Annotated in this window: 23 protein-coding genes and 1 tRNA gene; 13 read left to right on the top strand and 11 right to left on the bottom strand. The window is 68.5% G+C overall.

Features of this window, described 5'->3' with window-relative positions; genetic code table 11:
* The first annotated feature begins 8 nt into the window (after nt 1–8).
* The 3 genes from RCO38_RS02900 (at nt 9) to RCO38_RS02890 (ending at nt 3,382) form a co-directional block, all read left to right on the top strand.
* Nucleotides 9–725, top strand: a complete 717-nt coding sequence (locus RCO38_RS02900) for an ABC transporter ATP-binding protein (RefSeq protein WP_308326790.1) — start codon at nt 9–11, stop codon at nt 723–725.
* Between the two features lie 70 nt (nt 726–795).
* Complete coding sequence (gene lysS / locus RCO38_RS02895) at nt 796–2,343, top strand: lysine--tRNA ligase (RefSeq protein WP_308326789.1); 1,548 nt, start codon at nt 796–798, stop codon at nt 2,341–2,343.
* 7 nt (nt 2,344–2,350) lie between these two features.
* Nucleotides 2,351–3,382, top strand: a complete 1,032-nt coding sequence (locus RCO38_RS02890; protein ID WP_308326788.1) for a metallophosphoesterase — start codon at nt 2,351–2,353, stop codon at nt 3,380–3,382.
* Between the two features lie 10 nt (nt 3,383–3,392).
* On the opposite strand, the gene rpoH is transcribed toward RCO38_RS02890, so the two are convergent.
* Entirely contained in the window at nt 3,393–4,349 is a 957-nt protein-coding gene (gene rpoH, locus RCO38_RS02885; protein WP_308326787.1) for an RNA polymerase sigma factor RpoH, read from the bottom strand.
* A 153-nt stretch (nt 4,350–4,502) separates the two neighbouring features.
* Between rpoH and imuA the strand changes: the two genes are divergently transcribed.
* Genes imuA through RCO38_RS02870 form a run of 3 tightly spaced genes read left to right on the top strand, consistent with a single transcriptional unit; the run spans nt 4,503 to nt 9,654 of the window.
* Nucleotides 4,503–5,270, top strand: coding sequence for a translesion DNA synthesis-associated protein ImuA (imuA, locus tag RCO38_RS02880; protein ID WP_308326786.1), 768 nt, complete (start codon nt 4,503–4,505; stop codon nt 5,268–5,270).
* Nucleotides 5,215–6,522, top strand: coding sequence for a Y-family DNA polymerase (locus RCO38_RS02875; RefSeq protein WP_308326785.1), 1,308 nt, complete (start codon nt 5,215–5,217; stop codon nt 6,520–6,522). The genes imuA and RCO38_RS02875 overlap by 56 nt, the downstream gene beginning before the upstream one ends.
* 9 nt (nt 6,523–6,531) lie before the next feature.
* Nucleotides 6,532–9,654 carry an error-prone DNA polymerase gene (locus tag RCO38_RS02870; RefSeq protein WP_308326784.1) on the top strand — a complete coding sequence of 1,041 codons (3,123 nt, stop codon included), beginning with the start codon at nt 6,532–6,534 and terminating at the stop codon, nt 9,652–9,654.
* On the opposite strand, the gene RCO38_RS02865 is transcribed toward RCO38_RS02870, so the two are convergent.
* Nucleotides 9,605–10,324: a Crp/Fnr family transcriptional regulator gene (locus tag RCO38_RS02865; protein ID WP_308326783.1), complete on the bottom strand. Its 720-nt coding sequence runs from the start codon at nt 10,322–10,324 to the stop codon at nt 9,605–9,607. The genes RCO38_RS02870 and RCO38_RS02865 overlap by 50 nt on opposite strands.
* A 115-nt stretch (nt 10,325–10,439) precedes the next feature.
* On the opposite strand from RCO38_RS02865, the gene RCO38_RS02860 reads away from it, so the two are divergent.
* From RCO38_RS02860 to RCO38_RS02850, 3 genes are read left to right on the top strand one after another with little or no spacing between them, the layout of a single operon-like run.
* Nucleotides 10,440–10,976, top strand: a complete 537-nt coding sequence (locus RCO38_RS02860; RefSeq protein WP_308326782.1) for an Mpo1 family 2-hydroxy fatty acid dioxygenase — start codon at nt 10,440–10,442, stop codon at nt 10,974–10,976.
* Nucleotides 10,973–11,959 carry a 2-dehydropantoate 2-reductase gene (locus tag RCO38_RS02855; RefSeq protein ID WP_308326781.1) on the top strand — a complete coding sequence of 329 codons (987 nt, stop codon included), beginning with the start codon at nt 10,973–10,975 and terminating at the stop codon, nt 11,957–11,959. The genes RCO38_RS02860 and RCO38_RS02855 overlap by 4 nt, the downstream gene beginning before the upstream one ends.
* 20 nt (nt 11,960–11,979) lie before the next feature.
* Nucleotides 11,980–12,639 carry a hypothetical protein gene (locus RCO38_RS02850; protein ID WP_308326780.1) on the top strand — a complete coding sequence of 220 codons (660 nt, stop codon included), beginning with the start codon at nt 11,980–11,982 and terminating at the stop codon, nt 12,637–12,639.
* Here the strand turns inward: RCO38_RS02850 and RCO38_RS02845 are convergent.
* Nucleotides 12,614–13,084: an EVE domain-containing protein gene (locus RCO38_RS02845; RefSeq protein ID WP_308326779.1), complete on the bottom strand. Its 471-nt coding sequence runs from the start codon at nt 13,082–13,084 to the stop codon at nt 12,614–12,616. The genes RCO38_RS02850 and RCO38_RS02845 overlap by 26 nt on opposite strands.
* 73 nt (nt 13,085–13,157) lie before the next feature.
* Here RCO38_RS02845 and RCO38_RS02840 point away from each other — a divergent pair, with 73 nt between their 5' ends.
* From RCO38_RS02840 to RCO38_RS02830, 3 genes are all read left to right on the top strand, one after another.
* Complete coding sequence (locus RCO38_RS02840; RefSeq protein ID WP_308326778.1) at nt 13,158–14,375, top strand: multidrug effflux MFS transporter; 1,218 nt, start codon at nt 13,158–13,160, stop codon at nt 14,373–14,375.
* A 115-nt stretch (nt 14,376–14,490) separates the two neighbouring features.
* Nucleotides 14,491–15,015 carry a DUF2889 domain-containing protein gene (locus RCO38_RS02835; RefSeq protein ID WP_308326777.1) on the top strand — a complete coding sequence of 175 codons (525 nt, stop codon included), beginning with the start codon at nt 14,491–14,493 and terminating at the stop codon, nt 15,013–15,015.
* A gap of 5 nt (nt 15,016–15,020) precedes the next feature.
* Nucleotides 15,021–15,800, top strand: coding sequence for an NUDIX hydrolase (locus tag RCO38_RS02830; protein WP_308326776.1), 780 nt, complete (start codon nt 15,021–15,023; stop codon nt 15,798–15,800).
* A 61-nt stretch (nt 15,801–15,861) separates the two neighbouring features.
* Here RCO38_RS02830 and RCO38_RS02825 read toward each other — a convergent pair.
* Nucleotides 15,862–15,953: transfer RNA gene (locus tag RCO38_RS02825), tRNA-Ser, on the bottom strand.
* Between the two features lie 102 nt (nt 15,954–16,055).
* Between RCO38_RS02825 and RCO38_RS02820 the strand changes: the two genes are divergently transcribed.
* A complete protein-coding gene (locus tag RCO38_RS02820) occupies nt 16,056–17,474 on the top strand; it encodes a sensor histidine kinase (RefSeq protein ID WP_308326775.1) in 1,419 nt (472 codons plus the stop codon).
* A gap of 1 nt (nt 17,475) precedes the next feature.
* Here the strand turns inward: RCO38_RS02820 and RCO38_RS02815 are convergent, their stop codons facing one another.
* The 7 genes from RCO38_RS02815 to ppc form a co-directional block, all read right to left on the bottom strand.
* Complete coding sequence (locus tag RCO38_RS02815; RefSeq protein WP_079365478.1) at nt 17,476–18,069, bottom strand: response regulator transcription factor; 594 nt, start codon at nt 18,067–18,069, stop codon at nt 17,476–17,478.
* Nucleotides 18,070–18,280: 211 nt separating this feature from the next.
* Complete coding sequence (locus tag RCO38_RS02810) at nt 18,281–19,576, bottom strand: tryptophan--tRNA ligase (protein ID WP_308326774.1); 1,296 nt, start codon at nt 19,574–19,576, stop codon at nt 18,281–18,283.
* An 18-nt stretch (nt 19,577–19,594) separates the two neighbouring features.
* Nucleotides 19,595–20,263 carry a site-2 protease family protein gene (locus RCO38_RS02805; protein ID WP_308326773.1) on the bottom strand — a complete coding sequence of 223 codons (669 nt, stop codon included), beginning with the start codon at nt 20,261–20,263 and terminating at the stop codon, nt 19,595–19,597.
* A gap of 4 nt (nt 20,264–20,267) precedes the next feature.
* On the bottom strand, nt 20,268–20,909 hold the full coding sequence (locus RCO38_RS02800) for an L-threonylcarbamoyladenylate synthase (protein ID WP_308326772.1): 642 nt from the start codon (nt 20,907–20,909) through the stop codon (nt 20,268–20,270).
* 31 nt (nt 20,910–20,940) lie between these two features.
* Nucleotides 20,941–21,852: a DMT family transporter gene (locus tag RCO38_RS02795; protein ID WP_308326771.1), complete on the bottom strand. Its 912-nt coding sequence runs from the start codon at nt 21,850–21,852 to the stop codon at nt 20,941–20,943.
* Nucleotides 21,852–22,706: a 3',5'-nucleoside bisphosphate phosphatase gene (locus RCO38_RS02790; protein ID WP_308326769.1), complete on the bottom strand. Its 855-nt coding sequence runs from the start codon at nt 22,704–22,706 to the stop codon at nt 21,852–21,854. The genes RCO38_RS02795 and RCO38_RS02790 overlap by 1 nt, the downstream gene beginning before the upstream one ends.
* A 52-nt stretch (nt 22,707–22,758) precedes the next feature.
* Nucleotides 22,759–25,590: a phosphoenolpyruvate carboxylase gene (gene ppc, locus RCO38_RS02785; RefSeq protein WP_308326768.1), complete on the bottom strand. Its 2,832-nt coding sequence runs from the start codon at nt 25,588–25,590 to the stop codon at nt 22,759–22,761.
* Nucleotides 25,591–25,622: the final 32 nt, after the last annotated feature.

Raw genomic sequence — 25,622 nt, 5'->3', positions numbered from 1 at the left:
AGAACAACATGGCAAACACACTCCTCAAAGTCAGCGGCCTGAAGGTGGCGTATGGCGGCATCAAGGCCGTCAAGGGCGTCGACCTGGAAGTGCGCGAAGGCGAACTGATTTCCCTGATCGGCTCCAACGGTGCCGGCAAGACCACCACCATGAAGGCCATCACCGGCTCTCTGGGCTTCGAAGGCGGTGACATCGAGTACCTCGGCCAGAGCATCAAGGGCCGTGGCGCCTGGGACTTGGTCAAGCAGGGGCTGGCGATGGTGCCGGAAGGCCGCGGCGTCTTCACCCGCATGACCATCACCGAGAACCTGCTGATGGGCGCCTACATCCGCAGCGACAAGGCCGGCATCGAGACCGACATCGAGCGCATGTTCGGGATCTTCCCGCGCCTGAAGGAACGCAAGGACCAGCTGGCAGGCACGATGTCGGGCGGCGAGCAGCAGATGCTGGCGATGGCGCGCGCGCTGATGAGCCAGCCCAAGGTGCTGCTGCTGGACGAGCCGTCGATGGGTCTGTCGCCGATCATGGTGGACAAGATCTTCGAGGTGGTGCGCGACGTGTCGGCCCAGGGCGTGACCATCGTGCTGGTGGAGCAGAATGCCCAGCGCGCGCTGCAGATCGCCGACCGCGGTTACGTCATGGACTCCGGTCTGATCACGATGACCGGCGCCGGCAAGGACCTGCTGGTGGACCCGAAGGTGCGCGAGGCGTACCTCGGACACTGACCGTTTCGCGGAAAACTACAATGACGGGTTGCGCTTTTTGGGCGCAACCCGTTTTTATTTGTCCAACACCATGACCACCGAACACGCCCACGCCATCCCCGCCGCCGACGACAACCAGCTGATTGCGGAGCGGCGCGAGAAACTCAAAGGCCTGCGCGAGGCGCAGCAGCGCGGCGAGGGTGTGGCGTTTCCCAACGACTTCAAGCCGCGCGACACGGCCGAGGCCCTGTTCGCTGCCCACGGCGAATCGAGCAAGGAAGTGCTGGAGGCGACCCCGGTGCGCGCCTGCGTCTCGGGCCGCATGATGCTCAAGCGCGTGATGGGCAAAGCCTGTTTCGCCACCATCCAGGACTCGTCCTTCGGACCCAGCGGCGGCCGCATCCAGCTCTACCTGAACACCGACAGCGTGGGCGAAGAGAAACTGGCCGCCTTCAAGCACTGGGACCTGGGTGACATCGTCGCGGCCGAAGGTGTGCTGATGCGCACCCGCACCGGCGAGCTGTCGATCCACGCCGACCAGATCCGCCTGATCACCAAGAGCCTGCGCCCGCTGCCCGACAAGTTCCACGGCATCCACGACCAGGAAATCAAGTACCGCCAGCGTTATGTGGACCTGATGACCGACGAAGGCGCCCGCAAGCGCTTCGTCACCCGCAGCATGGCGCTGGCCAGCATCCGCGAGTACATGGTCGGCCACGGCTTCCTGGAGGTGGAAACGCCGATGCTGCACCCCATCCCCGGCGGTGCCAACGCCAAGCCCTTCAAGACGCACCACAACGCGCTCGACCAGGAGATGTTCCTGCGCATTGCGCCCGAGCTGTACTTGAAGCGCCTGCTGGTCGGCGGTTTCGAGCGCGTGTTCGAGATCAACCGCAACTTCCGCAACGAAGGCATCAGCGTCCGCCACAACCCCGAATTCACCATGATGGAGTTCTACGCGGCGTACTGGAACTACCAGGACCTGATGGACTTCAACGAACAGCTGATCCGCCATGTCGTGAAACAGGTGCACGGCGACACGCCGCTGACCTACAACGGCCAGCCGGTGGACGTGTTCTCGCCCTTCGAACGCCTGACCATCCGCGAGGCCATCCTCAAGTACACCGAGGCCGGTGCCGGTGTGGACGATCCGGCCTGGCTGATTCCGGCGCTGCGCAAGCTGGGCCTGAGCGAAGAGAAGCACCAGCTCTCGACCCGCTCGCTGGCCAGCCTGCAGGTGCTGTACTTCGAAGAGACGGTGGAAGAGAAGCTCTGGAACCCGACCTTCATCATGGAACACCCGACCGAGATCTCGCCGCTGGCGCGCGCCAACGACGACCGGCCCGAGGTGACCGAGCGTTTCGAGCTCTACATCACCGGCCGCGAGTTCGGCAACGCCTTCTCGGAGCTGAACGACGCCGAGGACCAGGCCGCGCGTTTCCAGGCCCAGGTCGCGGCCAAGGACGGCGGCGATGAGGAGGCGATGTACTACGACGCCGACTTCATCCGCGCGCTCGAATACGGCATGCCGCCGGCCGGCGGCTGCGGCATCGGCATCGACCGCCTGATGATGCTGCTGACCGACTCCCCCAGCATCCGCGACGTGATCCTGTTCCCGGCACTGCGCCGCGAACACTGACACCATTGTGGGCGACCTGCAACGCCTGGACCGCCGCGTCTGGTGGCTGTTCGGCGGGGCGCTGCTGCTGTCGCTGGTGGTCACGGTCTGGGATCACTGGGGGCGCTGGCACACGCCGCGCCTGGAGGCGCGCAACTTCGTCATGCTCTGGCTCTACTGGGCGCCGCGCCTGGCGGGATTGCCGCTGCTGGTGGGCCTGTGGCTGCGCTGGCGCATCGAGCGCGGTGCGCGCCGCTGGCGCCACCCGGTCTATGCGCTGTTGGTGCTGGTGGGGTTGTGGTCGTCGTGGGTGGAGCCCCACTGGATCCGCGTGCGCCACACCACCCTTTCGGGAATTACGGCCGACGCGCAGCCGCTGAAGCTCGCGCTGGTGGCCGACATCCACTGGGGTCTGTTCTTTCGCGACCGCCAGCTGGATGATCTGGTCGACCGGCTCAATGCGATGGAGGTCGATGCGGTGATCGTCGCGGGCGACTGGACCCACGAGCCGACGCAGGACCTGCGCAGCGGCTTTGCACCGCTTTCACGCCTGCGCCACCCGGTCTGGGGCGTGCTGGGCAACCACGATGTGCAGGCCCCGGGTCCGGACCTCACCGTCCCGCTGCGCGAAGCGCTGACGCAGCACGGTGTGCGGCTGATCGAAGGGGAGGCCGTGGCCTGGAAAGGCTGGGAGCTGGTGGGGCTGGACGACCAGTGGGGCGGGCGGCCGCAGGAGCAGATCCGTCGTTTCTGGCCCGGTGGGCAAAGTCCGATGGCGGCGCGGCGGCTGGTGGTGGTGCACCAGCCCGACACCGTGGCCCTGCTGCCGAAGGAGGCGGCGTTCCTGTCCATGGCAGGGCACACCCACGGCGGGCAGATCTGGATTCCCGGCTTCACGCCCTGGTTTCTGCGCAAGACGAATTCCCTGCAGCCCTGGTGGAACGGGCTGTACGACGCGCCCGCGGGGCGCCTGCTGGTGACGCCCGGCCTGGGCACGATCGGCTTGCCGGCGCGGCTGGGGGTGCGGCCGACCATCGACCGCATCGATCTCGTGCGCTGAGGGCGCCGGTTCAGGCGAATTCGGCCAGCGCCTTGCGCATCTTCTTCATGGCCGCCACCTCGATCTGGCGGATGCGTTCGGCGCTCACGCCGTACTCGGCCGCCAACTCGTGCAGCGTCATGCCGCCCGAACCGTCGTCGTTCACCCGGAGCCAGCGCTCGGTCACGATGCGGCGCGAGCGGTCGTCGAGCTCGCCCATGGCGCGTGCGATGCCTTCGGTGGCCAGCACGTCGCGCTGGGCCGATTCGATCATCGCGGTCGGCTCGTGGTTGGCGTCGGCCAGCCAGGCGATCGGGCCGTAGGTCTCTTCACCGTCGTCCGCCGGCGAGGGATCGAGCACCACGTCGCCGCCGGACAGGCGCGTCTCCATCTCGCGCACTTCCTCCGGCTTGACCTTGAGGTCCCGTGCGACCACGTCGATCTCGCTGTCCGACAGGCCCTCGCGGTGGGTGTCGCCTTCGGCGGCTTCCGCGCGGAAGCCCTGCTTCATCGAGCGCAGGTTGAAGAACAGCTTGCGCTGGGCCTTGGTCGTGGCAACCTTGACCATGCGCCAGTTCTTCAGGATGTATTCGTGGATCTCGGCCTTGATCCAGTGGATCGCGTAGCTCACCAGGCGCACGCCCTGGTCGGGGTCGAAGCGCTTGACGGCTTTCATGAGGCCGACGTTGCCTTCCTGGATCAGGTCGCCGTGGGGCAGGCCGTAGCCCAAGTACTGGCGGGCGATGGAGACCACCAGGCGAAGGTGCGACATTACCAGCTGGCCGGCGGCTTCAATGTCGTTGTGGTCGCGCAGGCGGCGGGCCGCGTTTTGCTCTTCTTCCAGTGTCAGCAGCGGCATGCGGTTGACCGCGGAGATGTACGCGTCCAGGTTGCCCAGGGCCGGCAGCGTCAGCGAGCGGCTCCACGGACTGGCAGCGGCCAGTGTGGTTGACGGCAGGGCGGCGGGGGCGAGCAGGGTGGGGGACATGTGAAGAACCTCCTCAGTGGTCTTGCAGAAATGTTAGCACTCTCTATGAGTGAGTGCTAATTGAATGGTTCCATGACCGTGATACAGGGAGTGGACAATCGGTTCGTTTTCTTTTACTGTACATAAAAACAGTATTCGAATCCCGTTGCCGCCATGCCCCCCACGTTCCCCCGCCCGTCCGGCGATCTGCCGGCCAGCCTGTCCGCCCTCGTCTGGCGCGGCGATGCGCTGGGCCGGCCGGTCACCGCCAGCTGCGCCAGCGGGTTCGAGGCGCTGGACGCGGCCTTGCCAGGCGGGGGCTGGCCCGGTTTCGGTCTCACCGAGCTGTTGCTGAGTCCCGCAGGCGCCCTGGAGTTCCGCCTGCTGGGACACGCATTGGGGCGGGTGGGTGCCTCCGGGCGCAGCGTGGCGCTGATCGGGCCACCCCAGCCGCCGCACCTGCCGGGCCTGCTGCCGCACGGCATCACGGCCCGGCACCTGGTCTGGGTGCGGGCCGATGGCCCTGCCGAGCGCCTCTGGGCCACCGAGCAGCTGGTCAAGGCCGGGGCCTGCGGGGCGGTGCTGGCCTGGCTGCCCCAGGCGCGGCCGGCGCAGCTGCGGCGTCTGCAGGTGCTGGCCAGTGCCCACGAAGGCCCGGTGTGGCTGTGCCGGCCGGCTGGCGCGGCGCGCGAATCCTCGGCGGCACCCCTGCGTCTGCTGGTGCGTCCGGGTGAGGGCTGGGCCCTGTCGGTCGACGTGGTCAAGCGCAAAGGGCCGCCGCTGGCGCACACCCTGCACCTGCCGGCGCTGCCGGCCGGGCTGTCGGCGGTGCTGCCACCCCGGCTGCTGAACCTGGGCCAAACGGCCCTTCCCCGCGAGGTCGACCATGCTGTGGTCCGCACTCCGACTGCCGAGCACCGACGACCCGCCGTCCCCCACTGACGCGGCGCTGCAGGCGCTGGCGGTCTGGGCGCTGCAGTTCACGCCCCGTGTCGCCGTCGCCGAAGAGGCCGTGTTGCTGGAGGTGGGGGCGAGCCTGCGCCTGTTCGGCGGGCGGGCGGCGCTGCGTGAGCGGCTGTGGCCCGGGGCCTGCGAACTGGGCGCGGTGGCACTGGCCTGGGCACCCAACGCCCTGGCGGCGCTGGCGCTGGCGCGGGCGGGAGTGGAAGACGGCGTGTCGGCGCCGCTGGAGCGCGCGCTGGACGCGCTGCCGATGGCCACCCTGAGCGTCGTGCGGCCGCACCTGCCGACCCTGTCGCGCATCGGCTGCCGCACCCTGGGCGATGTGCGGCGGCTGCCGCGCGCGGGTCTGGCGCGGCGTTTCGATGCGGCGCTGCTGGCGGCGCTGGACCAGGCCTACGGTCGCGCGCCCGAGACGCATGTCTGGGTCGTACTGCCGGCGGTGTTCGATGCGCGGCTGGAGCTGCCGCACCGGGTCGACGACGCGGGTGCGCTGGTGTCCGGCGCGCGCCGCCTGCTGTTGCAGCTTTCGGCCTGGCTGGCCGCACGCCACAGCGGCGTGACCGCCTTCACCCTGCACTGGGCGCACGACGCGATGCGCTCGCGCGGGGTGGGCGAGGGCGGGCAACTGACCGTGCGCACGGCCGAAGCCACGCGCGAGGCGGGGCACCTCGCGCGTCTGCTGGCCGAGCACCTGTCGCATGTGGTGCTGGCCGCGCCGGTCGGTGACCTGCGGCTGACGGCCGAGGGCGTGGTGCCGCTGGCGCCGCAGAGCGCCTCGTGGCTGCCCGGCGACGCCCGCAGCCAGGAGCCGCTGGCCCAGGTGCTGGAGCGGCTGGCGGCGCGGCTGGGCGAGGACCGGGTGGTCCGACCGGTGCTGTGCGAGGACCACCGGCCCGAGGCGATGGGTCGCTGGCAGCCGGCGGCGCAGGTCTTGCCGCGCGAGGCCTGGCCGGTGCAGCCCGCCGGCCCGCAGCCGACCCTGCTGCTGGCGCGGCCGCTGAAGCTGCTGGTACGCCAGCACCGGCCGATCTACCAGGGCGAGTTGCAGCTGCTGCTGGGACCGCAGAGGGTGGAGGGCGGCTGGTGGGACCGCGACGAAACCGCCGGACAGGCCCGACACGCGGTGCGCGACTACTGGGTCGCCCGCTCGCCGCTGGCGGGGGTGCTGTGGGTGTTCCAGACACGCCTGGCCGACGAACCGGCCTGGTTCCTGCACGGTGTGTTCGCCTGAAGGCCTGCAATGTCCCTGCCCGGTTACGGCGAGCTGCTGTGCTGTTCCAACTTCAGCTTCCTGCGCGGCGCCAGCCACCCGGGCGAACTGGTCGAGCGCGCCAAAGCCATGGGCTACGCTGCGCTGGCCATCACCGACGAGTGTTCGATGGCGGGCATCGCTCAGGCCCATGTGGCCGCCAAAAAACACGGACTGCCGCTCATCGTGGGCAGCCAGTTCAGCGTGCAGGCCAGCGATGGCCCCACCGGCGACTTCACGCTGGCGCTGCTGGCCACGAGCCTTCAGGGCTACGGCAACCTCTGCGAGCTCATCACGCGGCTGCGGCGCTCGGCCGACAAGGGCACGTACCGGCTGCGGCTCGGCGATGTGGAGTCTGCGGCCCTGGCCGACTGCCTGGCCATCGCCGTGCCGCCGCGCGGCGCCACGCAAGATCAGTGCGACACCACCGCGCGCTGGCTGCTGGGCGCTTTCCTGGGGCGCTGCTGGCTGGGCGTGACACAGCTGGGCCGGCTGGACGACGCGATCCACCTGCACCGCCTGCGCGAGGCCGGCGCACTCACGGCGGTGCCGCTGGTGGCGGTGGGCGATGTGCACATGCACGTGCGCTCGCGCAAGCCGCTGCAGGACGTGCTCACCGCCATCCGCATCGGCAGGCCGCTGACGGCCTGCGGCTTTGCGCTCACACCCAACGCCGAGCAGCACCTGCGCACCCGCGTGCGGCTGGCGCAGAGCTTTCCTCCCGAGCTGCTGGCCGAAACCCTGCGCATCGCCGGGCGTTGCGCGGGCTGGTCGCTGGACGAGCTGCGCTACCAGTACCCGGCCGAGGTGGTGCCACCGGGGCGCACGCCGGCGCAGCACCTGCGCGACCTGACCGAAGCCGGTGCCGCCAGCCACTGGCCCGAGGGCGTGCCGCCGAAAGTGCGCGATCAGATCGAACACGAGCTGGCCCTCATCACCGAACTCGGCTACGAGCACTACTTCCTCACCGTGCACGACATCGTGGCTTACGCGCGCTCGCAGGGCATCCTCTGCCAGGGCCGCGGCTCGGCGGCCAACAGCGCGGTCTGCTACTGCCTGGGCGTGACGGCGGTGGACCCGGCGCGTTCCTCGTTGCTGTTCGAACGTTTCCTCTCGAAGGAGCGCAACGAGCCACCCGACATCGACGTGGACTTCGAGCACGAACGGCGCGAAGAGGTCATCCAGTACCTCTACAGAAAGTACGGGCGCGACCGCGCCGCGCTCACCGCCACCGTCATCCGCTACCGCCCGCGCAGCACCGTGCGCGACGTCGGCAAGGCACTGGGCTTTGACGACGCGCTGATCGAGCGACTGGCGCGCGACCACCGCTGGTGGGACGAAGACGGTCTGGCCGACACGCGCCTGCGCGAAGCCGGCCTGGACCCGGACAGTGTGGCGGCGCGCCAGTTCGTCACCCTGGTCAAGCAATTGCTGGGTTTCCCGCGCCACCTCTCGCAACACACCGGCGGCTTCGTGCTCACCAGCGGGCCGCTGGCGCGGCTGGTGCCGATCGAAAACGCGTCCATGCCCGACCGCACGGTGATCCAGTGGGACAAGGACGACCTCGACGCCATGGGCCTGCTCAAGGTGGATGTGCTGGCCCTGGGCATGCTGACGGCCATCCGCAAGTCGCTGGACTTCATCGGCCGGCGGCGTGGCCGGCCCATGCCCATCCACACGATTCCCGACAAGGACGAAGCCACCTTCGACATGATCTGCGCCGCCGACACGGTGGGCGTGTTCCAGATCGAGAGCCGCGCACAGATGGCCATGCTGCCGCGCCTGCGACCGCGCACCTTCTACGACCTGGTGGTCGAGGTCGCGCTGGTGCGGCCCGGTCCCATTCAGGGTGGCGCGGTCCACCCCTACCTGCGGCGGCGCCAGGGCAAGGAGGAGGTGGAATACCCCAAGGGCCTGGAGGCCGCTCTGGAGCGCACGCTGGGTGTGCCGGTGTTCCAGGAGCAGTGCATGCAGATCGCCATGATCGCGGCCGACTTCACGCCCGGCGAGGCCGACGGCCTGCGCCGCGCCATGGGCGCGTGGCGGCGCAACGGCGGTCTGGGCGCCTACGAACACCGCCTCATCGACGGCATGACGCGCAACAACTACCCGCTGGAATTCGCGCAGCGCGTGGTCGAGCAGGTCAAGGGCTTCTCCAGCTACGGCTTCCCCGAAAGCCATGCGGTCAGCTTCGCGCTGCTGGTCTACGACAGCTGCTGGATCAAGCGCCACCATCCGGCCGAATTCCTGGCCGCCATGCTCAACAGCCAGCCGCTGGGCTTCTACACCCCCAGCCAGCTGGTGCAGGACGCGCAGCGCCACGGCGTGGTGGTGCGCCCGGCCGACGTGGGCCACAGCGACTGGGACTGCACGCTCGAAGACATGCCTGCGCCCGAGGCGCCCGGCCAGCCAGCGGTGCGGCTGGGGCTGCGGCTGGTGAGCGGACTCTCGAAGGAAGACGCCCAACGCATCAGCGCTGCACGGATGCAGAGGCCGTTCGCCAGCACCGAAGACCTCGCGCTGCGCGCACCACTCGACCGGCAGGCCTTGCAGCACCTTGCCGCCGCGGATGCGCTGCAAAGCCTGGCCGGCCACCGCCGCCAGCAGGTCTGGGACGCCTCCGCCCTGCAGGCCGCGCCCGCCCTCCTGCGCCGCGCCCCGGTCAACGAAGCCACTCTGGATTTGGACGAAGCCCCCGAAGGCGAAGCGATCGTCTGGGACTACGCGTCCACCGGCCTGACCTTGCGCCGCCACCCACTGGCCCTGCTGCGCGAGCGGCTGACCAAGCGCCGCTTCATGACCGCGGCGCAGCTCAAAGACGCGCCCGATGGCCGCCTGGTGCGCGCCTGCGGCATCGTCACCTGCCGCCAGCAGCCCGGCACCTCGCAGGGTGTGGTCTTCGTGACGCTGGAGGACGAAACCGGCACCGTGCAGGTCATCGTCTGGCGCGCGCTGCGCCAGCGCCAGCGCGCCGAACTCACCGGCTCCCGCCTGCTGGCGGTGCACGGCGTATGGCAACGCGACGGCGAGGTCTGCAACCTCATCGCCGGCCGGCTGGAAAACCTCAACCCCTTGCTGGGCCGGCTGGCGCCGGAGAGCCGGGATTTTCATTAGGGGTGAGCAGCTCGATCTCCCCATAGCGCAGCCGCAATCGGCCGCCGGCCTCCAGCGTCTTGAGCGCCTTGTTGACGCTCTGGCGGCTCACGCCCAGCATCTGGGCCAGCAGCTCCTGCCCCAGGCGGATGTGCCGTCGCGGGGTCTCCCGGCTGCCGTAGCCGCGGGCCACCAGCTGCAGCCGGCGCCAGACGCGCTCTTCCAGCGGCAGCTGGGCCAGCTCCTCCACCGCGATGAACAGCACGCGCAGCTTGCGGCAGGCCAGCCGGGCCAGTTCGCGCCACATCGCCGGGTGCGCGTCCAGCCAGCGCAGCAAGGCTTCGCGCGGCACCACCAGCACCTGGGTGGGGCCGTCGGCCACGGCGTCGTGGGTGCGCGGCCGTCCGTCGATGAGCGAAATCTCGCCGAACCACTGGTAGGGCTCCAGGTACGCGAGCAGCGCCGCGTTGCCCTCGGCGTTGAGGGTTCCGATGCGCAGCGCACCCGCCACCACGCAGCACAGACCGTCGGCCTCGCCGCCACGCGCGAACAGCGATTCGCCCGGGGCGAGGTGGCGCATCCGGGCCAGGCGCAGCAACTCTGCCTGCAGCGCCGGGTCGCAGGCGCTGAACCATTCGTCGCTGGCCAGGGCGGTGTGCAGTCCGGGCGGGGCCGGGGTGGACGGGGGCATGGCGGCTTGGGTTTGCCTTCGGGGCGGCGGCGGGTTTGTCGAAATTTTGACAGACGCCCTGGCACCGTGCCGCCATGCTTGCCGCTTTCACGGCCGCCACGACAAGGAGACACGCATGGAAACCGCCACCCGCCAGCTGATCGAGTACGCGCGCTACCACCGCGACCCGCGCAACATCGCGACCCACTTTGTCGGCATCCCGTTGATTGCCTTCGGCATCGCGGTGATGCTGGCGCGCGTGCCGCTGGGCGGGGCCGATGCCCTGCTGCCGGGCGCGCACTGGCTGGTCTGGGCGCTCACGGGCGTCTGGTACCTGCGACAGGGGCGCTGGTCTTTGACGGTGCCCACCCTGGCGGTGCTGGCCGCGCTGGTGGCGCTGGCCGATCCCCTCGGTGAAGCGGACACGGCCACCTGGCTCACCTGGGGGCTGGGCAGCTTTGTGGTCGGCTGGGTGTTCCAGGCCGTGGGGCATGTGTGGGAAGGCCGCAAACCGGCGTTCTTTGACGACCTGCGCGGCCTGCTCGTGGGGCCGATGTTCGTGCTGGCCGAGCTGCTGATGGCGCTGGGCCTGCTGCGCAGCCTGCGCGAGTCCATCGAGCAGGCCGCGGGCCCGGTGCGGCGCCGCACCGCCCCGGTCGCGGGTGGCCAATGATCCGACCGGAGCAGCTTGACGAACTGGTCCCAGGGCCGGTGCTGGTGATGGGTGCGGGCCTGGTGGGCTGTTACTTCGGTGGCCGTCTGCAGGCGGCCGGGGTGCCGGTGGGTTTCGTCGGACGGCCCGGGGTGCTCGACGAACTGGCGGTCCATGGACTGCAACTGACCGACCTCTCGGGTGGGCGCAGCGAGGTGCCGGCATCGGCCCTGCAGCTGCACACGGACGTGCCGGCCGGTGGCCGACCATCGCTGGTGCTTTTGTGTGTCAAGCGCCCCGCACTGGTACCGGCTCTTGCTCGCCTTGCACACACGGTGGCCAGGGACACGCTGGTGCTGTGCTGTCAGAACGGGCTGTTCCCGGCTGAGGAGGCGATGCAGGCTGCGCCTCGGCTCCGCCTGTTGCCGGCGATGGTGCCGTTCAACATCATGCGGCGCGGTCCGGGGCATTTCCACCAGGCCACATCGGGGCAACTGGTGGCGCTCGCGTCGGCCCGCCTGGCAGGCTGGCGGCCGGTGTTTGAGCGCGCCGGGCTGCCGCTGACCCTGCACGCCGACATGCTGCCGGTGCAGTGGGGCAAGCTGTTGCTCAACCTGAACAACCCGGTCAAAGCGCTGTCTGGTCTGCCCCTGAAGGCGCAGCTGCTGGACGCCGGCCACCGCCGCCGCTACGCCGATCTGGTGGAGGAGGCGCTGGTCCTGCTGCACCGGGCCCGCATCGAGCCGCACCGCGTCACGCCCTTGCCCTGGAAACGCTTCCTGCAGGTGCTTCGGCTGCCGACGCCGCTGTTCCGTCTGCTTGCCTTGCGCATGCTGCGCATGGATGCACACGCCCGTTCCAGCATGGCTGAGGACGTGGCCGCGGGCCGGCCGACCGAAATCAACGAGCTGTGTGGCGAGGTGGTGCGGCTGGCGCAGTCGCTGGGCGCCCAGGCGCCGCTGAATGCGCGGATGGTCGATGCGATTTATGCCCTTTCACGATGACACAACTACGCAGGAGCGACATGACCCCGAGGAACGAGACGAACGATGGGCGCCGGACCGATCTGATGACCTCGGTGCTGCTGGCGGCGCTGGCTCTGGTGCTGGTGTTTGGGGCGGCGGCCTGGACGCGGGATTGGCCCTTGTTTTCCCTCTCGCCACCGGGCGGCGGCTTGGCCGACGTGTCGGAGACGCAGCGCGAGGATCTGCACCGCACCTTTTTCACCATCTGGGCCTCACTGCTGTTCGCAGCGCCGGCGCTGGCGCTGCTGCCGCTGTCCGCACGCGCAGCCTGGGCGGCGCGTCTGTGGCGCATCACCTGGACCGCTTCGCTGCTGGTGTTTGCGGTGCACTTCTGGTGGGCGGTGGTGGAGCTGTTTGGCAACGACTGGTCGCGGGTGCTGAACACGCCGCGGGTGAGCGCGCCGCGGCTGGACACGGTGTTCGCCGTCTGGTGGTGTGTGGACGTGGCGCTGGCGTGGACGGCCCGGCCGGACCGGCTCTGGGTGCGGCTGCAGCGCGCGGGCGTGCACCTGCTGGCCTTCGTGCTGTTCTTCATGGGCGCCGCGCGTGAGGGCGAACTGGCGATTTCGCGCGCGCTGGGCTGGGGCTTTACCGCGGTCGTGGCGGCCGGCCTGATCGGCTGGGCTCTGGGCCTCAGGCGCCGAGCAGCCGTTCGGTGATGAAGCGCCAGTGCGCCTCGCTCACCGGCGTGATCGAGAGCCGGCTGCCGCGCTGCAGCACCACCATCTCGGCCAGTTCGGGCGTGGTGCGCAACTCGGGCAGGCCGATCAGCCGGGTCTTCTTCAGCGCCTGCACATCCCGCAGCAGCCAGCGCGGCTGGTCGGGTGAGGACTTGGGGTCGAAGTAGGGTGAGGCCGGGTCGAACTGCGTCGGGTCGGGCTTGATCTCCGAGGCCACGCGCGCCAGTCCTACGATGCCGGGCTCGGCGCAGCTGGAGTGGTAGAACAGCACGCCGTCACCGACGCGCATCGCGTCGCGCATGAAGTTGCGCGCCTGGTAGTTGCGCACGCCCGTCCAGGGCACGGTGGCGCCGGGTGCGGCCAGCGCGTCGTCGATCGAGCACTCCTCGGGCTCGGACTTCATCAACCAGTAATGAGGGTTCATGGCGCGATGGTAGCCGGGGGTATCGCGCAGCGGACGCGGCGTGCGCGCGAAACACGGTAGCCTCAGGGGCTCCATGACCGCACCCGCCACCCCCACCGCTCCCCGCGGCCTGCTGATCGCCAACCTGCTGGCGCAGCTCGCCTTCGGCCTGCTGGCCATGACCATCTGCCTGCCGTCGATGCAGGAATGGGGCGCGATCTTCGGCTCCAGCCAGGCGGCGGTGCAGCTCACCTTCAGCGGCTATGTCGTCACCTACGGATCGCTGCAGCTGGTCTACGGGCCGCTGTCGGACCGACTGGGCCGCAAGCGCATCCTGATGATCGGCCTGGTCATCGCCTTCGCCGGCTCGGTGATGGCGGTCTTCGCGCCCGACCTGCCGACGCTGGTGCTGGCGCGGGTGCTGCAGGGCGCCGGCAGTGCCGCCTGTATGGTGATCGGGCGCGCGCTGGTGCAGGACCTGTTCGCCGGCCCGGAGCGCACCCGTGTGATGGCTTATGTCGGCATGGCGATGGGCCTGTGCCCGCCGCTGGCCACGATCATCGGCGGGCAACTGCACGTGCGCCTGGGCTGGCAGTCGAACTTCGTCGTCATGGCCGTGCTGGCGGTGCTGCTGTTCTTCGCGGCCTGGCGAGGTCTGCCCGAACACCAGAGCGCCGCCGGCGTGCAACCGCACTGGCTCAAAGCCATGCTCTCGTCCTATGCGCAGCTGGCGAGAGAGCCCTCGTTCGGCCTGCACGTGCTGCTGCTGGCCATGACCACCGCCACTTTCTACGCCTTCCTCGGCGGCGCGCCCATCGTGCTGGGCAGCTACGGCGTCAAGCCCGACGGCATCGGCTTCTACATCATGGCCATCCCGGGCTCCTACATCGTGGGCAACTACCTGACCACGCACCTGTCGCACCGCATCAGCGAGCGTCGCATCATGCGCCTGGGCCAGTTGCTCACGGTCGGTGGTGTCGCGCTGATGCTGCTGCTGGCGCTGGCGGGCTTCGACACCCCGCTGGCCTTCGCCATGCCGCTGGTGCTGCTGGGCATCGGTCATGGCCTGCTCGTGCCGCCCGCGCTGGCCGGCACGGTCGGTCTGCTGCCGGCGCTGGCCGGCTCGGCCGCTGCGGTGGCCGGCCTGTCGCAGCAGCTCATGGGCGCTGTGGGTGGTTTCGCCGTCGGCCTGTTCCGCCACGAGGGTGCGGTCAACCTGGGCTGGCTGATGCTGGGCCTGGCGCTGTGCGGCGCCGCCGCGCAGTGGATGCTGCACCGGGACGCCCGGCCGGCGCCCCGTCGCCCTGCCTGAAGCGGCCGTCGCCGGCGACAGCGACGCGCCGGTCGCCCGGAGACAATGGCGCCTGTTGCCCGTTTCACCTTGAGGTTCTGCCTTGCCACTGCCGCCGCCTTCCGAACGCACCCCCATGCACACCCGCCGCGTCGAGTACCGCGGCTTCCACCGCGCCGATGGCCTGTGGGACATTGAGGGCGACATGCTGGACACGAAACCGCACGCCTTCGAGATCGAGGGCGAAGGCGAATGGGCGCCCCATGAGCCGATCCACCAGATGAGCATCCGGGTGACGGTGGACGACAGCATGGTGATCCGCGACATCGCCGTCAGCATGGACGCCCACCCGCACGACCCCTGCCCGCAGGCCATGCCGCCGATGCAGGGCCTGATCGGCGAGACGCTGGGCAAGGGCTGGCGCAAGACCATCGAACGCCACCTGGGCGGCACCGTCGGCTGCACGCACCTGCGCGAGCTGCTGTTCAACCTCGCGACCGCCGCCTTCCAGACCCGCTCGTCCTCGTTCGCGCCCGCGGGTGACGGCCGCCCGCCCATGCACCTGGGCCAGTGCCGGGCCTGGGCTTTCGACGGGCCGGTGGTCGAGAAGGTCTACCCGATGTTCTTCCGCTGGCAACCTGCGCCCAAGAGCGCAGGCTGAGCCGTATGGCGATCGAGATCCACTTCGACGCGGTCGACGGCGCACCCATCGACTCCGCCACCGTGATGGTGCTGCGCGACAGCACGCGCGGGCTGGAGGTGCTGATGGTGCGCCGCCATGGCGACGCGGGCGTGCTCGGCGGCGTGCATGTGTTTCCGGGCGGCAAGCTGGATGCGAGCGACGGAGAAGCCGCGCTGCCGGGGCTGGACCACGAGGCCGGCTGGTACGCACAGGTCCTGGATGAGCCCGGGCTGGCGCCGTCGGTGGCGCGCGGCCTGTTCGCAGCGGCCTTGCGCGAAACCCGCGAGGAATGCGCGTTGGCGCTGCCGGCGGACTCGCTGTGGCCCTGGTCGCGCTGGATCACTCCGCGCCAGCCGTCGGTGACGCGCAAGCGCTTCGACACGCGCTTTTTCGTCGCCGCGGCGCCGCAGGACCAGGAGGCGGTGCAGGACAACTTCGAGGCGACCGAGGTGGTATGGGTGCTTCCGGCCGAGGGACTGCGGCGTTACTGGGCCGGCGAGATCGACCTGGCACCGCCACAGATCATGAGCCTGGTGCAGCTGGCGCGTCTCCGGAGTGTTGCCGAGGCGCTCGACGCCGCCCGCACTCGCCCGCCGGCCCTGATCGAACCGAAGCCGTTCGACGAGAACGGCGAGCGCGTGATCTGCTACCCGGGCGACTCTGCGCACCCGGTGTGCGAGCCCGTGTGGATTGGGCCGACGCGGCTGCGCTACCGCAACCGGCGCTTCGAGCCTGAGGGCGGACTGGCGGCCTTGCTGGGTTGACCCAGGGGCCCGGAAACGACAACGCCCACTCGAAAGTGGGCGTTGTCGTGGAACGAATTCCTGGCGGAGAAGGAGGGATTCGAACCCTCGATACAGGAGATCCTGTATGCCGGATTTCGAATCCGGTGCATTCGACCACTCTGCCACCTCTCCGCGGTCAAGCCCTGCATTCTAGCAGCAGCTTGGGTGTCGCTTTTTGCGCGTTTCGCTGGTTCGGGTGCGGTGCGACAATGCCACTCACCCAGAGCGCACCACATGCTTGTCGATACCCAGCCCGCCACCTACCAGCACGTACCGGCCACCGCCGAGGTGCGAGACCAGTGGGTGAACTCCCGGCTGATCGCCGTGCTGATGGACAACGTGATGCCCACCCTCGGGGCTGCCCTCATGGCCATCCCATTGGTGGTCTTCATGCTCTGGAACGAGGTCAACCTGTTTGTGCTCCTCGGCTGGGTGGTGGCCCTGCTCTTCATGATCGGGTTCCGCTACCGCATGCTGGGCGTCTACCGCCTCCGGTTTGACAGCCAGGAAGGTTCTCGTCGCAAGGTCTTCATCAAACGTTACCAGTGGTCCTGGATGGTCATCGCCTTCCTCTGGGCCAGCGTCGTGCCAATGAGCTACGGGCGATCAAGCGTCGGCGTGCAATTCATCTGCGGAATGCTGGTGATGGGCCAAGGATTGATTTCACTGGTCTCGTTCAGTCCCTATCTGCCCGTGTTCCGAACCTACGCCAACACCGTGGTGCTGGTGGTCGCCGGTGCCCTGGTGGCGGCGCCGCTCACGGTGTCCTCACAGTCTCCCAACGCGATGCCCCTCGACACCACTGCAGGCCTGCTGGTGCTGCTGGTGCTGTTCTGGTGGCTGCTGATGTCCGCCGGCAAGCGCCTCAACGAGGTCTACCGCTCCAGCTTCGAGCTCCAGTTCTCGAACCAGGAACTGATCGATTCGCTGACACAACAGACCCGGGCCTCTCTGCGCGCCGTGGCGACCAAGAACCGCTTTCTGGCTTCGGCCGCGCACGACCTGCGCCAGCCGGTGCATGCGCTGAGCCTGTACGCCGACTGGCTGGCCACCGAGCCAGAGATGGCGCGCGACATCTCGCCGCGCATCCTCCAGTCCACCCGGGCGATCAACGAGCTGTTCGACTCGCTGTTCGACCTCACGCGCATCGATGCCGGCAACTACAAGGTGCGTCTGCAGCATGTGGACGTGCGGCAGCTGTTCGCCGACCTGTCGCTGCAGTTCGCCCCGGTGGCTGCGGGCAAGTCGATCAGGTTGCGCACCCACACCCGCCCGGCCGTGATCTGGGCCGATCCCGTGGTGCTGCGGCGCATCCTGGGTAACCTGCTGTCCAACGCTCTCAAGCACACGAGCAAAGGTGGTGTGCTGCTGGGGCTGCGCTACCGGGAGGACATGCTGCTGTTCGAGGTGTGGGACACCGGTGTGGGGATCGCCCGCGAGCACCAGCAGGCCATCTTCCAGGAGTTCTTCAGGGTCTCACAGCACCATGGCACAGAGGACAGCCTGGGGCTGGGGCTGACCATCGTGTCCAAGCTGGCGACGATGATGGGTTACCAGCTGGCGCTGTCGTCCGAAGCCAACCGGGGCAGTGTCTTCCGCGTGATGATTCCGCTCTACACCCAGCAGCAGGGCGTACCGGACGTGCCGACCTGAATCACATGTCCAGCAGACCGGCGGTGCGTGCCAGGTGGCTGGCCTGCGAGCGGCTCTTGACATTCAGACGACGGAACAAACGCCACAGGTGCACCTTCACCGTGTGTTCACTGATCTGCAGCTGTTCGGCGATGTCGCGGTTGGACAGACCCCGGTCGAGCATGACCAGCAGCTGCTTCTGGCGCTTGGAGAGCTTCTCGGGAATTGTCGGAGCGTTCTCATCTTCCGGCTCATCGGCCAGGAATTCGCGCAGCACGCGGCCAATCTGCGCCGCACCGGCCGATTTCTCCACATAGGCATCGGCGCCGGCCTCGCGGGCCAGGTCCTCGTAGTCGGAGGCGGGGGAGGCCGACAGCACGATCAGCGAGGTGTCGGGCAGCATCTGGCGGATCTCCCGCACTCCCGACACACCATGGGTGTCGGGCAGCTTGAGGTCCAGACACACCAATTCCGGCTCGCCGTGTTCGGCGATGGCTCGGCTGACGGTCGCCAGGCGCTCCAGTTCGATCACCTGGGTCGAAGTCCGCAGGCGGCGGAGCAGCATGACGACGGCCTCGCGCATCAGGGGATGGTCGTCAATGACAAAGATACTCATGGCAAATGCTGTAGGAATAGGTGCTTCGAGGGTCCAGCATATAGGTATCGACGTCGCTTGGCGATACCAATTTGCGCCCGATTGCAGTCCTTGTTTTTAGTTTTCCCGGGTTCGGGGCGCCGAGCGTGGAACTCCAGTCCTCATCCCGTATTGTCTCACCGGGGGGGGCCTCATGGGGAAAGAGGGGCTGCAATGGCGGCCAAACCCGGACTCAGGTCACGGTCGAGGCGAAATGCTGCAGGGCGGAGGCGACCTCGGAGGGACTCCCGGTCACCGACAGCCGGTCCTGAAGCACCCCAAGTGCGGCCTCTCCTTGCGATTGCAACTGCCGGATGGCGTCCGCCGCATCCCGGGGGGCCGGAAAGCCGGCGCTCTGGATCAGCAGCTTGCCTTGGGCGTCGACCAGCTTGAAATAGAACTGCCCGTCCCTTTCGCGGTATTGCTTGAAGGCTGGGGCAGCCGCTTTCGCCGCCTTGGCGGTGGTTCCGCTGGGCAGGTCGGCCAGCGAACGCAGGCCCACCGCGTGGCGCAGACGGGCGGTGAACGGAGTGGCGATGGCCCGTGCCTTCTCGGCCCCCGCCCGGAGCGTTTTTTCGATCTGCGCCGGGTTTTGGATGAGGGCGTCGTAGACCTCGCGCATTGGTGCAATCTCGCGCTCCAGCCGGTCAAACAGCACCTGCTTGGCTTCCCCCCAGGCGATGCCATCGGCATAGGCCTGGGCCAGGGCGGTGGTTTCTTCGGCACTCGCAAAGGCCTGGTACAGCTGGAACAGGGCCGAGCCTTGGGTGTCCTTGGGTTCGCCGGGGGCGCGCGAGTCGGTCAGGATGCCCATGATCAGCTTGCGCAGCTGTTCCTTCGGTGCGAACAGCGGAATGGTGTTGTCGTAGCTCTTGCTCATCTTGCGGCCGTCCAGGCCGGGCAGCAAGGCCACGTGGTCCTCGGTCACCGCTTCGGGCAGCGTGAAGTGCTCGCCATAGAGATGGTTGAAGCTCGAGGCGATGTCGCGCGCCATCTCGATGTGCTGGATCTGGTCGCGCCCCACCGGCACCTGGTGGGCGTTGAACATCAGGATGTCGGCCGCCATCAGCACCGGGTACATGAACAGGCCAGCGGTCACGCCAGCGTCCGGGTCTTCTCCGGCCGCATTGTTCTTGTCGACCGAGGCCTTGTAGGCATGGGCGCGGTTGAGCAGGCCTTTGCCGGTCACGCAGGTGAGCAGCCAAGTGAGTTCGGGAATCTCGGGGATGTCGGACTGGCGGTAGAAGGTCACCTTCTCGGGGTCGAGACCGCAGGCCAGCCAGGTGGCGGCGATCTCCAGCGTGGAGCGCTGTACGCGTTCTGGTGCACCCCCGGTCTTGATGAGCGCGTGGTAGTCGGCCAGGAAATAGAAGTTCTGGGTATCGGGCAGGCGGCTGGCGCGCACCGTGGGTCGCACGGCGCCGACGTAGTTGCCCAGGTGGGGTGTGCCGGACGTGGTGATGCCGGTCAGGACGCGTTGAAGGCTCATGGACAGTCGGGAGAAAAATCAGAACAGCAGCGCGCGCAGCGGGGTGAGCAGCAGCTCGATGAGGGAATTGGTCAGGCCCATCAGCGGGTACATCCAGAGCGATCCGATCACGCCCATGATGACCAGCGCCATCACGATGAAGAAGCCCCAGGGTTCGATGCGCGAGACCATGACGGCCTGTTTCCATGGCAGCAGGCCGACCAGGATGCGTCCCCCGTCAAGCGGCGGAACAGGAAACAGGTTAAAGGCAAACATCACGAGGTTCACCAGCACGCCCGCGCGGCCCATCTCGAGAAAAAACCGCTCGCCCACACCGAAAAAGACCATCAGGTACAGCGCCAGGGTCCAGAGAATGGCCTGCGCCAGGTTGGCGCCCGGCCCCGCCAGCGCCACCCAGACCATGTCCCGCTTGGGGTTCTTCAGGCGTCCGAACTGCACCGGTACCGGCTTGGCGTAGCCGAACAGGAACGCACCGGCGGTCGCGAAATACAGCACCAGCGGCATGAGGATGGTGCCGATCGGGTCGATGTGCTTGACCGGGTTGAGCGTGATGCGACCCAGCTTCCAGGCGGTGTCGTCGCCGAAGTGCCTCGCGGCATAGCCGTGGGCCGCCTCGTGCACCGTGATGGCGAACAGCACGGGCAGGGCGTAGATGGCGACGGTTTGAACGATCTGGGCGAAATCCATCGGGCTATTGTCCCAGACCCAGGGGATGCAGCGGCCCGCGGCCCTCGCGCACCACCTCGGGCTCACCCCCTGTGCCCATGGGGGTGAGGTCGATCACGGAAGTGGGTTCGAGGGCGCAGGCGCCCGCGTCGATCACGCCGTCCAGCTCGTGTTCGAAGCGTTCCCTGATCTCGCTGGCATCGTTCATCGGTTCGCTCTCGTCCGGCGCGATCAGCGTGGTGGCCAACAGTGGCGCGTCGTGCAGGTCGAGCAGGGCCAGCAGTGCGGTGTGCTGGGGCACCCGCAGCCCGATGGTCTTGCGCGACGGATGGCTCACCCGCCGGGGCACTTCCTTGCTGGCCTCCAGGATGAAGGTGTAGGGCCCCGGCGTGGCCAGCTTGAGCAGTCGGTACTGGCGGTTGTCCACCTTGGCGTAGCTGGAGAGCTGGCTCAGGTCGCGGCAGAGCAAGGTCAGGTGGTGCTTGTCGTCGACCTGGCGAATGCGGCGCAGCCGGTCGGCGGCGCCCTTGTCGTCCAGGTGGCAGACCAGGGCGTAGCTGGAGTCGGTCGGTACCGCGAGCACGCCGCCGCGCTCGAGCAACTGCACCGCCTGCTTGAGCAGGCGCGGCTGCGGGTTGTCGGGGTGGACTTCAAAAAACTGGGACATGACGCAATTGTGCGCTGGCCGGTCCGCGGTTTCAGGTGGGTGGGGGCGGCTGCGGCACACCCTGGCCCTTGCGCGTGGTCAGCCAGCTTGCCGCGAGGCCGCAGGCGACGATCAGGCCGATGCCCAGCGACTCGTGCGGGCCCGGCACATGGTCGAACACCAGCCAGCCACAGAACATCGCGAAGCCGATCTGCGTGTAGACGAAGGGCGTGAGAGCCGAGGCGCTGGTGCGCGCGAAGGCGAGGATGAGCAGAAAGTGTCCCACGGTGCCCATCAGCCCGACCAGGCAGAGCAGCGCGAAGGCCCGGGCGTCGGGCATGCCCTGCCAGACAAAGGGCAGCACGGCCGATGCGACCAGCGCGCCGACCCAGCCGGTGTAGAAGTGCATGGTCATCGGGTCTTCGGTGCGTGCCATGCGGCTGGTCAGGATCTGGAACCCGGCATAGGTCAGCACCATGGCGACCGGCAACAGCGTGGCCCAGCCGATCGTTGCGCCACCGGGCTGCACCACGAGCATGGCGCCGATGAACCCGCCAGCGACCAGCGCCCAGCGCAGTGGCGACACCTTCTCCCCCAGGAACGTGGCTGCCAGCAGCGTGACCACCAGGGGTGTGGTCATGACAAAGGCAGTGAACTCGCCCAGCGGCATGAACTGCACGCTCACGAACGACAGCGCGCTCACGGCCAGGAGCAGAAGGCCACGCACCAGCTGGAACCGCGGGTGCTCCGTGCGCCACAAGCGGCGGCCGCGCACCGGCAGCATCACCGCTGTCACCGCGACGGCCTGGAACATGTAGCGGAACCAGACCGCCACCAGCACCGAGATGAAGGCCCCGACCACCTTGACCGCGGTGTCCAGCACCGCGAAGCAGGCCATGGCACTGACCAGACAGGCCACACCCAACGCGGCACGGCGGCCGTGGGCCACCGGGAGCGCGGACATCACTGGACGCGGGACTCGAGCAGGGACCAGACCGGCGTCACGTTGCCGGGCAGGTCGGGCAGCTTGCCGAGATCTGTATGGCTTTCATCGGGGCTGTGGAAGTCGCTGCCGCGCGAGGCCAGCAGGCCGAACTCGCTGCAGAACTCGGCGTACTTCACGTAGTCGGCCTGGCTGTGGGCACCGGTGACCACCTCGACGCCCCGCCCACCGTGCGCACGGAACTCGTTGAACAGCGCGAACTCTTCGTTGGCGGTGAACTTGTAGCGGGCCGGGTGGGCGATCACCGCCACACCACCGGCACCAGTGATCCACTTCACCGCGTCGCCCAGGCTGGCCCAGCGGTGTGGCACGAAACCGGGCTTGCCTTCGGCCAGGTACTTGCGGAACACGGCGTTGGTGTCGGAGCAGTGGCCCGACTCGACGATGTAGCGCGCGAAGTGGCTGCGCGAGATCAGGTCGGGGTTGCCGACGTATTTCATCGCGCCTTCGAAGGCGCCCGGAATGCCCACCCGTGCCAGCTCCACCCCCATCTGCCGGGCGCGCTCCTCGCGGCCACCGCGGGTCTGGCGCAGGCCGTTGACCAAGGCACGGTCGGTGGGGTCAAACCCCAGCCCGACGATGTGCACTGTCACGCCCGCGAAGGTCACGGAAATTTCCGCGCCGGTGAGGTAGGGCAGACCGACCAGACGGGCCGCCGCCGCCGCGCGCTCCTGGCCGCCCACCTCGTCGTGGTCGGTCAGCGCCCAGAGTTCGACGCCGTTGGCCTTGGCCCGTGGTGCGAGTTCTTCGGGCGTGAGCGTGCCATCCGAGACAACGGAGTGGCAATGCAGGTCGGCGTTGGTCAAGTGGGTCACGGATTCATTTTAGTGGCCGACCCTCTGCCCCCGCTGTCGTTGGGGGATGTCCTCAGCCGGTGTTGCGCAGCCCGGCCGCGATGCCGTTGATCGAGAGGTGGATGCCCCGACGGACCTTCTCGTCCTCGTTGTCGAGATCGCCCGCCCGGTGGCGCTGCACCAGCTCGACCTGCAGGTGGTGCAGCGGGTCGATGTAGGGGAAGCGGTGGCGCACCGAGCGCTGCAGCGCCTCGTTGTTCGCCAGCCGCTGCTTCTCGCCGGTGACCAGCGTCAGCGCTTCGGCCGTGCGGTGCCACTCGGCCTCGATGGCATCGAACACCTTCTTGCGCAGCTTCTTGTCTCCAACCAGCTCGGCGTAGCGCGTGGCCAGGGCCAGGTCGCTTTTGGCCATGACCATGTCCATGTTGGACAGCAGGGTGCTGAAGAAGGGCCATTGCCTGAACATCTTCTGCAGCAGTTCCTTGCGCTCGGCCTGTCCCTTGGCGCCGCCACCCTTGAGGAAGGCCTGGACCGCCGAGCCGAAGCCGTACCAGCCCGGCAGCGTCAGGCGGCACTGGCCCCAGCTGAAGCCCCAGGGGATGGCGCGCAGGTCTTCGATTTTCTGCGTCGCCTTGCGCGAGGCCGGACGCGAGCCGATGTTGAGTTCGGCGATTTCCCGGATCGGCGTGGCAGCGAAGAAGTACTCGGGGAAGCGTGGTGTGTCGTAGACCAGGGCGCGGTAGGCCTTCATGCTGGCCGACGACAGTTCGGCTGCGGCTTCGAGGAAGGCCCTGGGTGCGTTGCGCGTGGGCTGCAGCAGTGTGGCCTCCAATGTGGCCGCGACCAGGGTTTCCAGGTTGCGGCGGCCGATCTCGGGATTGGCGTACTTCGAGCCGATCACCTCGCCCTGCTCGGTCAGGCGGATCTGGCCGCGCACCGTGCCGGGCGGCTGGGCCAGGATGGCCTGATAGCTCGGGCCGCCGCCGCGGCCGACGGTGCCGCCGCGGCCGTGGAACATGCGCAGCTGGATGGTCTTGTCGGCATTTGCATTGAGGCTGTCGAACAGCTCCACCAGCGCGATCTCGGCGCGGTACAGCTCCCAGTTGCTGGTGAAGATGCCGCCGTCCTTGTTGCTGTCCGAGTAGCCCAGCATGATGTCCTGCTCGCCATAGCCGTCGGCCGCACCGCGCAGCACCATTTCGCGCACGCCCGGCAGGCCGTAGTAGTCGCGCATGATGGGCGCCGCGTTGCGCAGGTCCTCGATGGTTTCGAACAGTGGCACCACGATCAGGTCCGCCACCGCATCTTCGGCGAGCAGGCCCCGCACCAGCCCCACTTCCTTCTGCAGCAGCAGCACCTCCAGCAGGTCGCTCACGGTTTCGGTGTGGCTGATGATGGCGTGGCGAATGGCGGCGCTGCCGTAACGCTGGCGCGCCAGTCGGGCGGTGTCGAAGATCGCCAGTTCACTCTGGGCATGGGCCGAGTAGGTGACACCGGGCACGCGCAGCGGGCGCGCATCGTTGAGCTGGCGCAGCAGCACTGCCTGCTTGGTCGCCTCGTCAAGGGCGCTGTAGTCGGTCTCGATGCGCGCCGTGGCCAGCAGTTCGGCCACGACCTCTTCGTGCTTGTCCGAGCTCTGGCGCAGATCGACCGTGGCGAGGTGAAAGCCGAACACCTCCACCGCACGGATCAGCGGGCGCAGGCGGTTGCGCACCAGGTGGGCGCCGTGGTGGGCGAGCAGCGAGGCCTCAATGGTGCGCAGGTCGGCCAGCAGTTCTTCCGGGCCCCGGTAAGGGTCTTGCGGTGCGACGGCATGCCGCGCCGCTTCGCCGCCGGTGAGCGCCTGGAGCGAGGCGGCCAGGCGGGCGTACATGCCGGTGAGGGCGCGGCGGTAGGGCTCGTCCTGGCGGTGGGCGTTGCGGTCGGGGGAGCGCTCGGCCAGTGCCTGCATGGCGGGCGTCACCTGAGTGAGGATGGCCGACACAGACAGCTCGGCGCCGAGCAGATGGACCTGCGTCAGGTGGTGGCGCAGCACCATCTCGCACTGGCTGCGCAGGGCGAGGTCGAGGGTGGGTGCGGTGACGTTCGGATTGCCGTCGCGGTCCCCGCCGATCCACTGTCCCATGCGCAGGAAGGGGGCGAGGCCTTCGGCCGCGGCTTCGCCCAGCCCTTCTTCGAGATCACGGTACAGCCGCGGGATCTCGTTGAGGAATGTGGCCTGGTAGTAGCTCAGCGCGTTCTCGATTTCGTCGGCGACGGTGAGCTTGGTGTAGCGCAGCAGGCGGGTCTGCCAGAGTTGCGTGACACGGGCGCGCAGCTGCAGTTCGTTGTCGGCCAGCTCGCGCGGCAGCAGGTGTTCGCGCTCCGCCAGCAGGCGGGCGATGTCGCGTTCGGCGTCCAGGATGCTCTTGCGCTGCACTTCGGTGGGGTGGGCGGTGAGCACGGGAGAAATGTGCGCGGCGGCGAGGGTCTGCACGATCTGCGGCGGCGCAATGCCGGCCTTGTGCAGGCGCTGCAGGGTCATGGCCAGGCTGCCGGGCTGCAGATCGCCCGCGCGTTCGTGGATGGCGCGGCGGCGGATGTGATGGCGGTCCTCGGCCAGGTTGGCGAGGTGGCTGAAGTAGGTGAAGGCGCGGATCACGCTCACCGTCTGCTGGCCCGACAGGCCCTTGAGCAGCTTCTTGAGTGTCTTGTCGGCTGATTCGTCGGCGTGCCGGCGGAAGGCCACCGAGAGCTGGCGGATCAGCTCGATCAGCTCAAACATCGCCTTGCCCTCCTGCTCGCGGATCACATCGCCGAGGATGCGGCCCAGCAGTCGGATGTCCTCGACCAGGGGCAGGTCCTTGTCGGCGCCAGCACGGCTGCGGGAGGAGAGGGCGGCTTTGCGGGAGGGCGAGGGGCTCATGCGGGGTGATGGCGAGGGGTGCCGAGAGAGGT

It is taken from the genome of Hydrogenophaga pseudoflava, from assembly GCF_031020795.1.
GTDB classification, from domain to species: Bacteria; Pseudomonadota; Gammaproteobacteria; order Burkholderiales; family Burkholderiaceae_C; genus Hydrogenophaga; species Hydrogenophaga pseudoflava_A.
Note: the sequence above shows the minus strand (reverse complement) of the source record. Positions and strands in the feature narration are given on the sequence as shown.

Bases quoted from the DNA above. Each gene is read 5' to 3' on its own strand.
- RCO38_RS02835 (WP_308326777.1), top strand. From the start codon at position 14,491: ATGCACACCCGCCGCGTCGAGTACCGCGGCTTCCACCGCGCCGATGGC.
- RCO38_RS02870 (WP_308326784.1), top strand. From the start codon at position 6,532: ATGTCCCTGCCCGGTTACGGCGAGCTGCTGTGCTGTTCCAACTTCAGC.
- ppc (WP_308326768.1), bottom strand. From the start codon at position 25,590: ATGAGCCCCTCGCCCTCCCGCAAAGCCGCCCTCTCCTCCCGCAGCCGT.
- RCO38_RS02800 (WP_308326772.1), bottom strand. From the start codon at position 20,909: ATGTCCCAGTTTTTTGAAGTCCACCCCGACAACCCGCAGCCGCGCCTG.
- RCO38_RS02840 (WP_308326778.1), top strand. From the start codon at position 13,158: ATGACCGCACCCGCCACCCCCACCGCTCCCCGCGGCCTGCTGATCGCC.
- rpoH (WP_308326787.1), bottom strand. From the start codon at position 4,349: ATGTCCCCCACCCTGCTCGCCCCCGCCGCCCTGCCGTCAACCACACTG.
- RCO38_RS02815 (WP_079365478.1), bottom strand. From the start codon at position 18,069: ATGAGTATCTTTGTCATTGACGACCATCCCCTGATGCGCGAGGCCGTC.
- imuA (WP_308326786.1), top strand. From the start codon at position 4,503: ATGCCCCCCACGTTCCCCCGCCCGTCCGGCGATCTGCCGGCCAGCCTG.
- RCO38_RS02865 (WP_308326783.1), bottom strand. From the start codon at position 10,324: ATGCCCCCGTCCACCCCGGCCCCGCCCGGACTGCACACCGCCCTGGCC.
- RCO38_RS02860 (WP_308326782.1), top strand. From the start codon at position 10,440: ATGGAAACCGCCACCCGCCAGCTGATCGAGTACGCGCGCTACCACCGC.
- lysS (WP_308326789.1), top strand. From the start codon at position 796: ATGACCACCGAACACGCCCACGCCATCCCCGCCGCCGACGACAACCAG.
- RCO38_RS02850 (WP_308326780.1), top strand. From the start codon at position 11,980: ATGACCCCGAGGAACGAGACGAACGATGGGCGCCGGACCGATCTGATG.
- RCO38_RS02820 (WP_308326775.1), top strand. From the start codon at position 16,056: ATGCTTGTCGATACCCAGCCCGCCACCTACCAGCACGTACCGGCCACC.
- RCO38_RS02875 (WP_308326785.1), top strand. From the start codon at position 5,215: ATGCTGTGGTCCGCACTCCGACTGCCGAGCACCGACGACCCGCCGTCC.
- RCO38_RS02810 (WP_308326774.1), bottom strand. From the start codon at position 19,576: ATGAGCCTTCAACGCGTCCTGACCGGCATCACCACGTCCGGCACACCC.
- RCO38_RS02795 (WP_308326771.1), bottom strand. From the start codon at position 21,852: ATGTCCGCGCTCCCGGTGGCCCACGGCCGCCGTGCCGCGTTGGGTGTG.
- RCO38_RS02900 (WP_308326790.1), top strand. From the start codon at position 9: ATGGCAAACACACTCCTCAAAGTCAGCGGCCTGAAGGTGGCGTATGGC.
- RCO38_RS02830 (WP_308326776.1), top strand. From the start codon at position 15,021: ATGGCGATCGAGATCCACTTCGACGCGGTCGACGGCGCACCCATCGAC.
- RCO38_RS02855 (WP_308326781.1), top strand. From the start codon at position 10,973: ATGATCCGACCGGAGCAGCTTGACGAACTGGTCCCAGGGCCGGTGCTG.
- RCO38_RS02845 (WP_308326779.1), bottom strand. From the start codon at position 13,084: ATGAACCCTCATTACTGGTTGATGAAGTCCGAGCCCGAGGAGTGCTCG.
- RCO38_RS02805 (WP_308326773.1), bottom strand. From the start codon at position 20,263: ATGGATTTCGCCCAGATCGTTCAAACCGTCGCCATCTACGCCCTGCCC.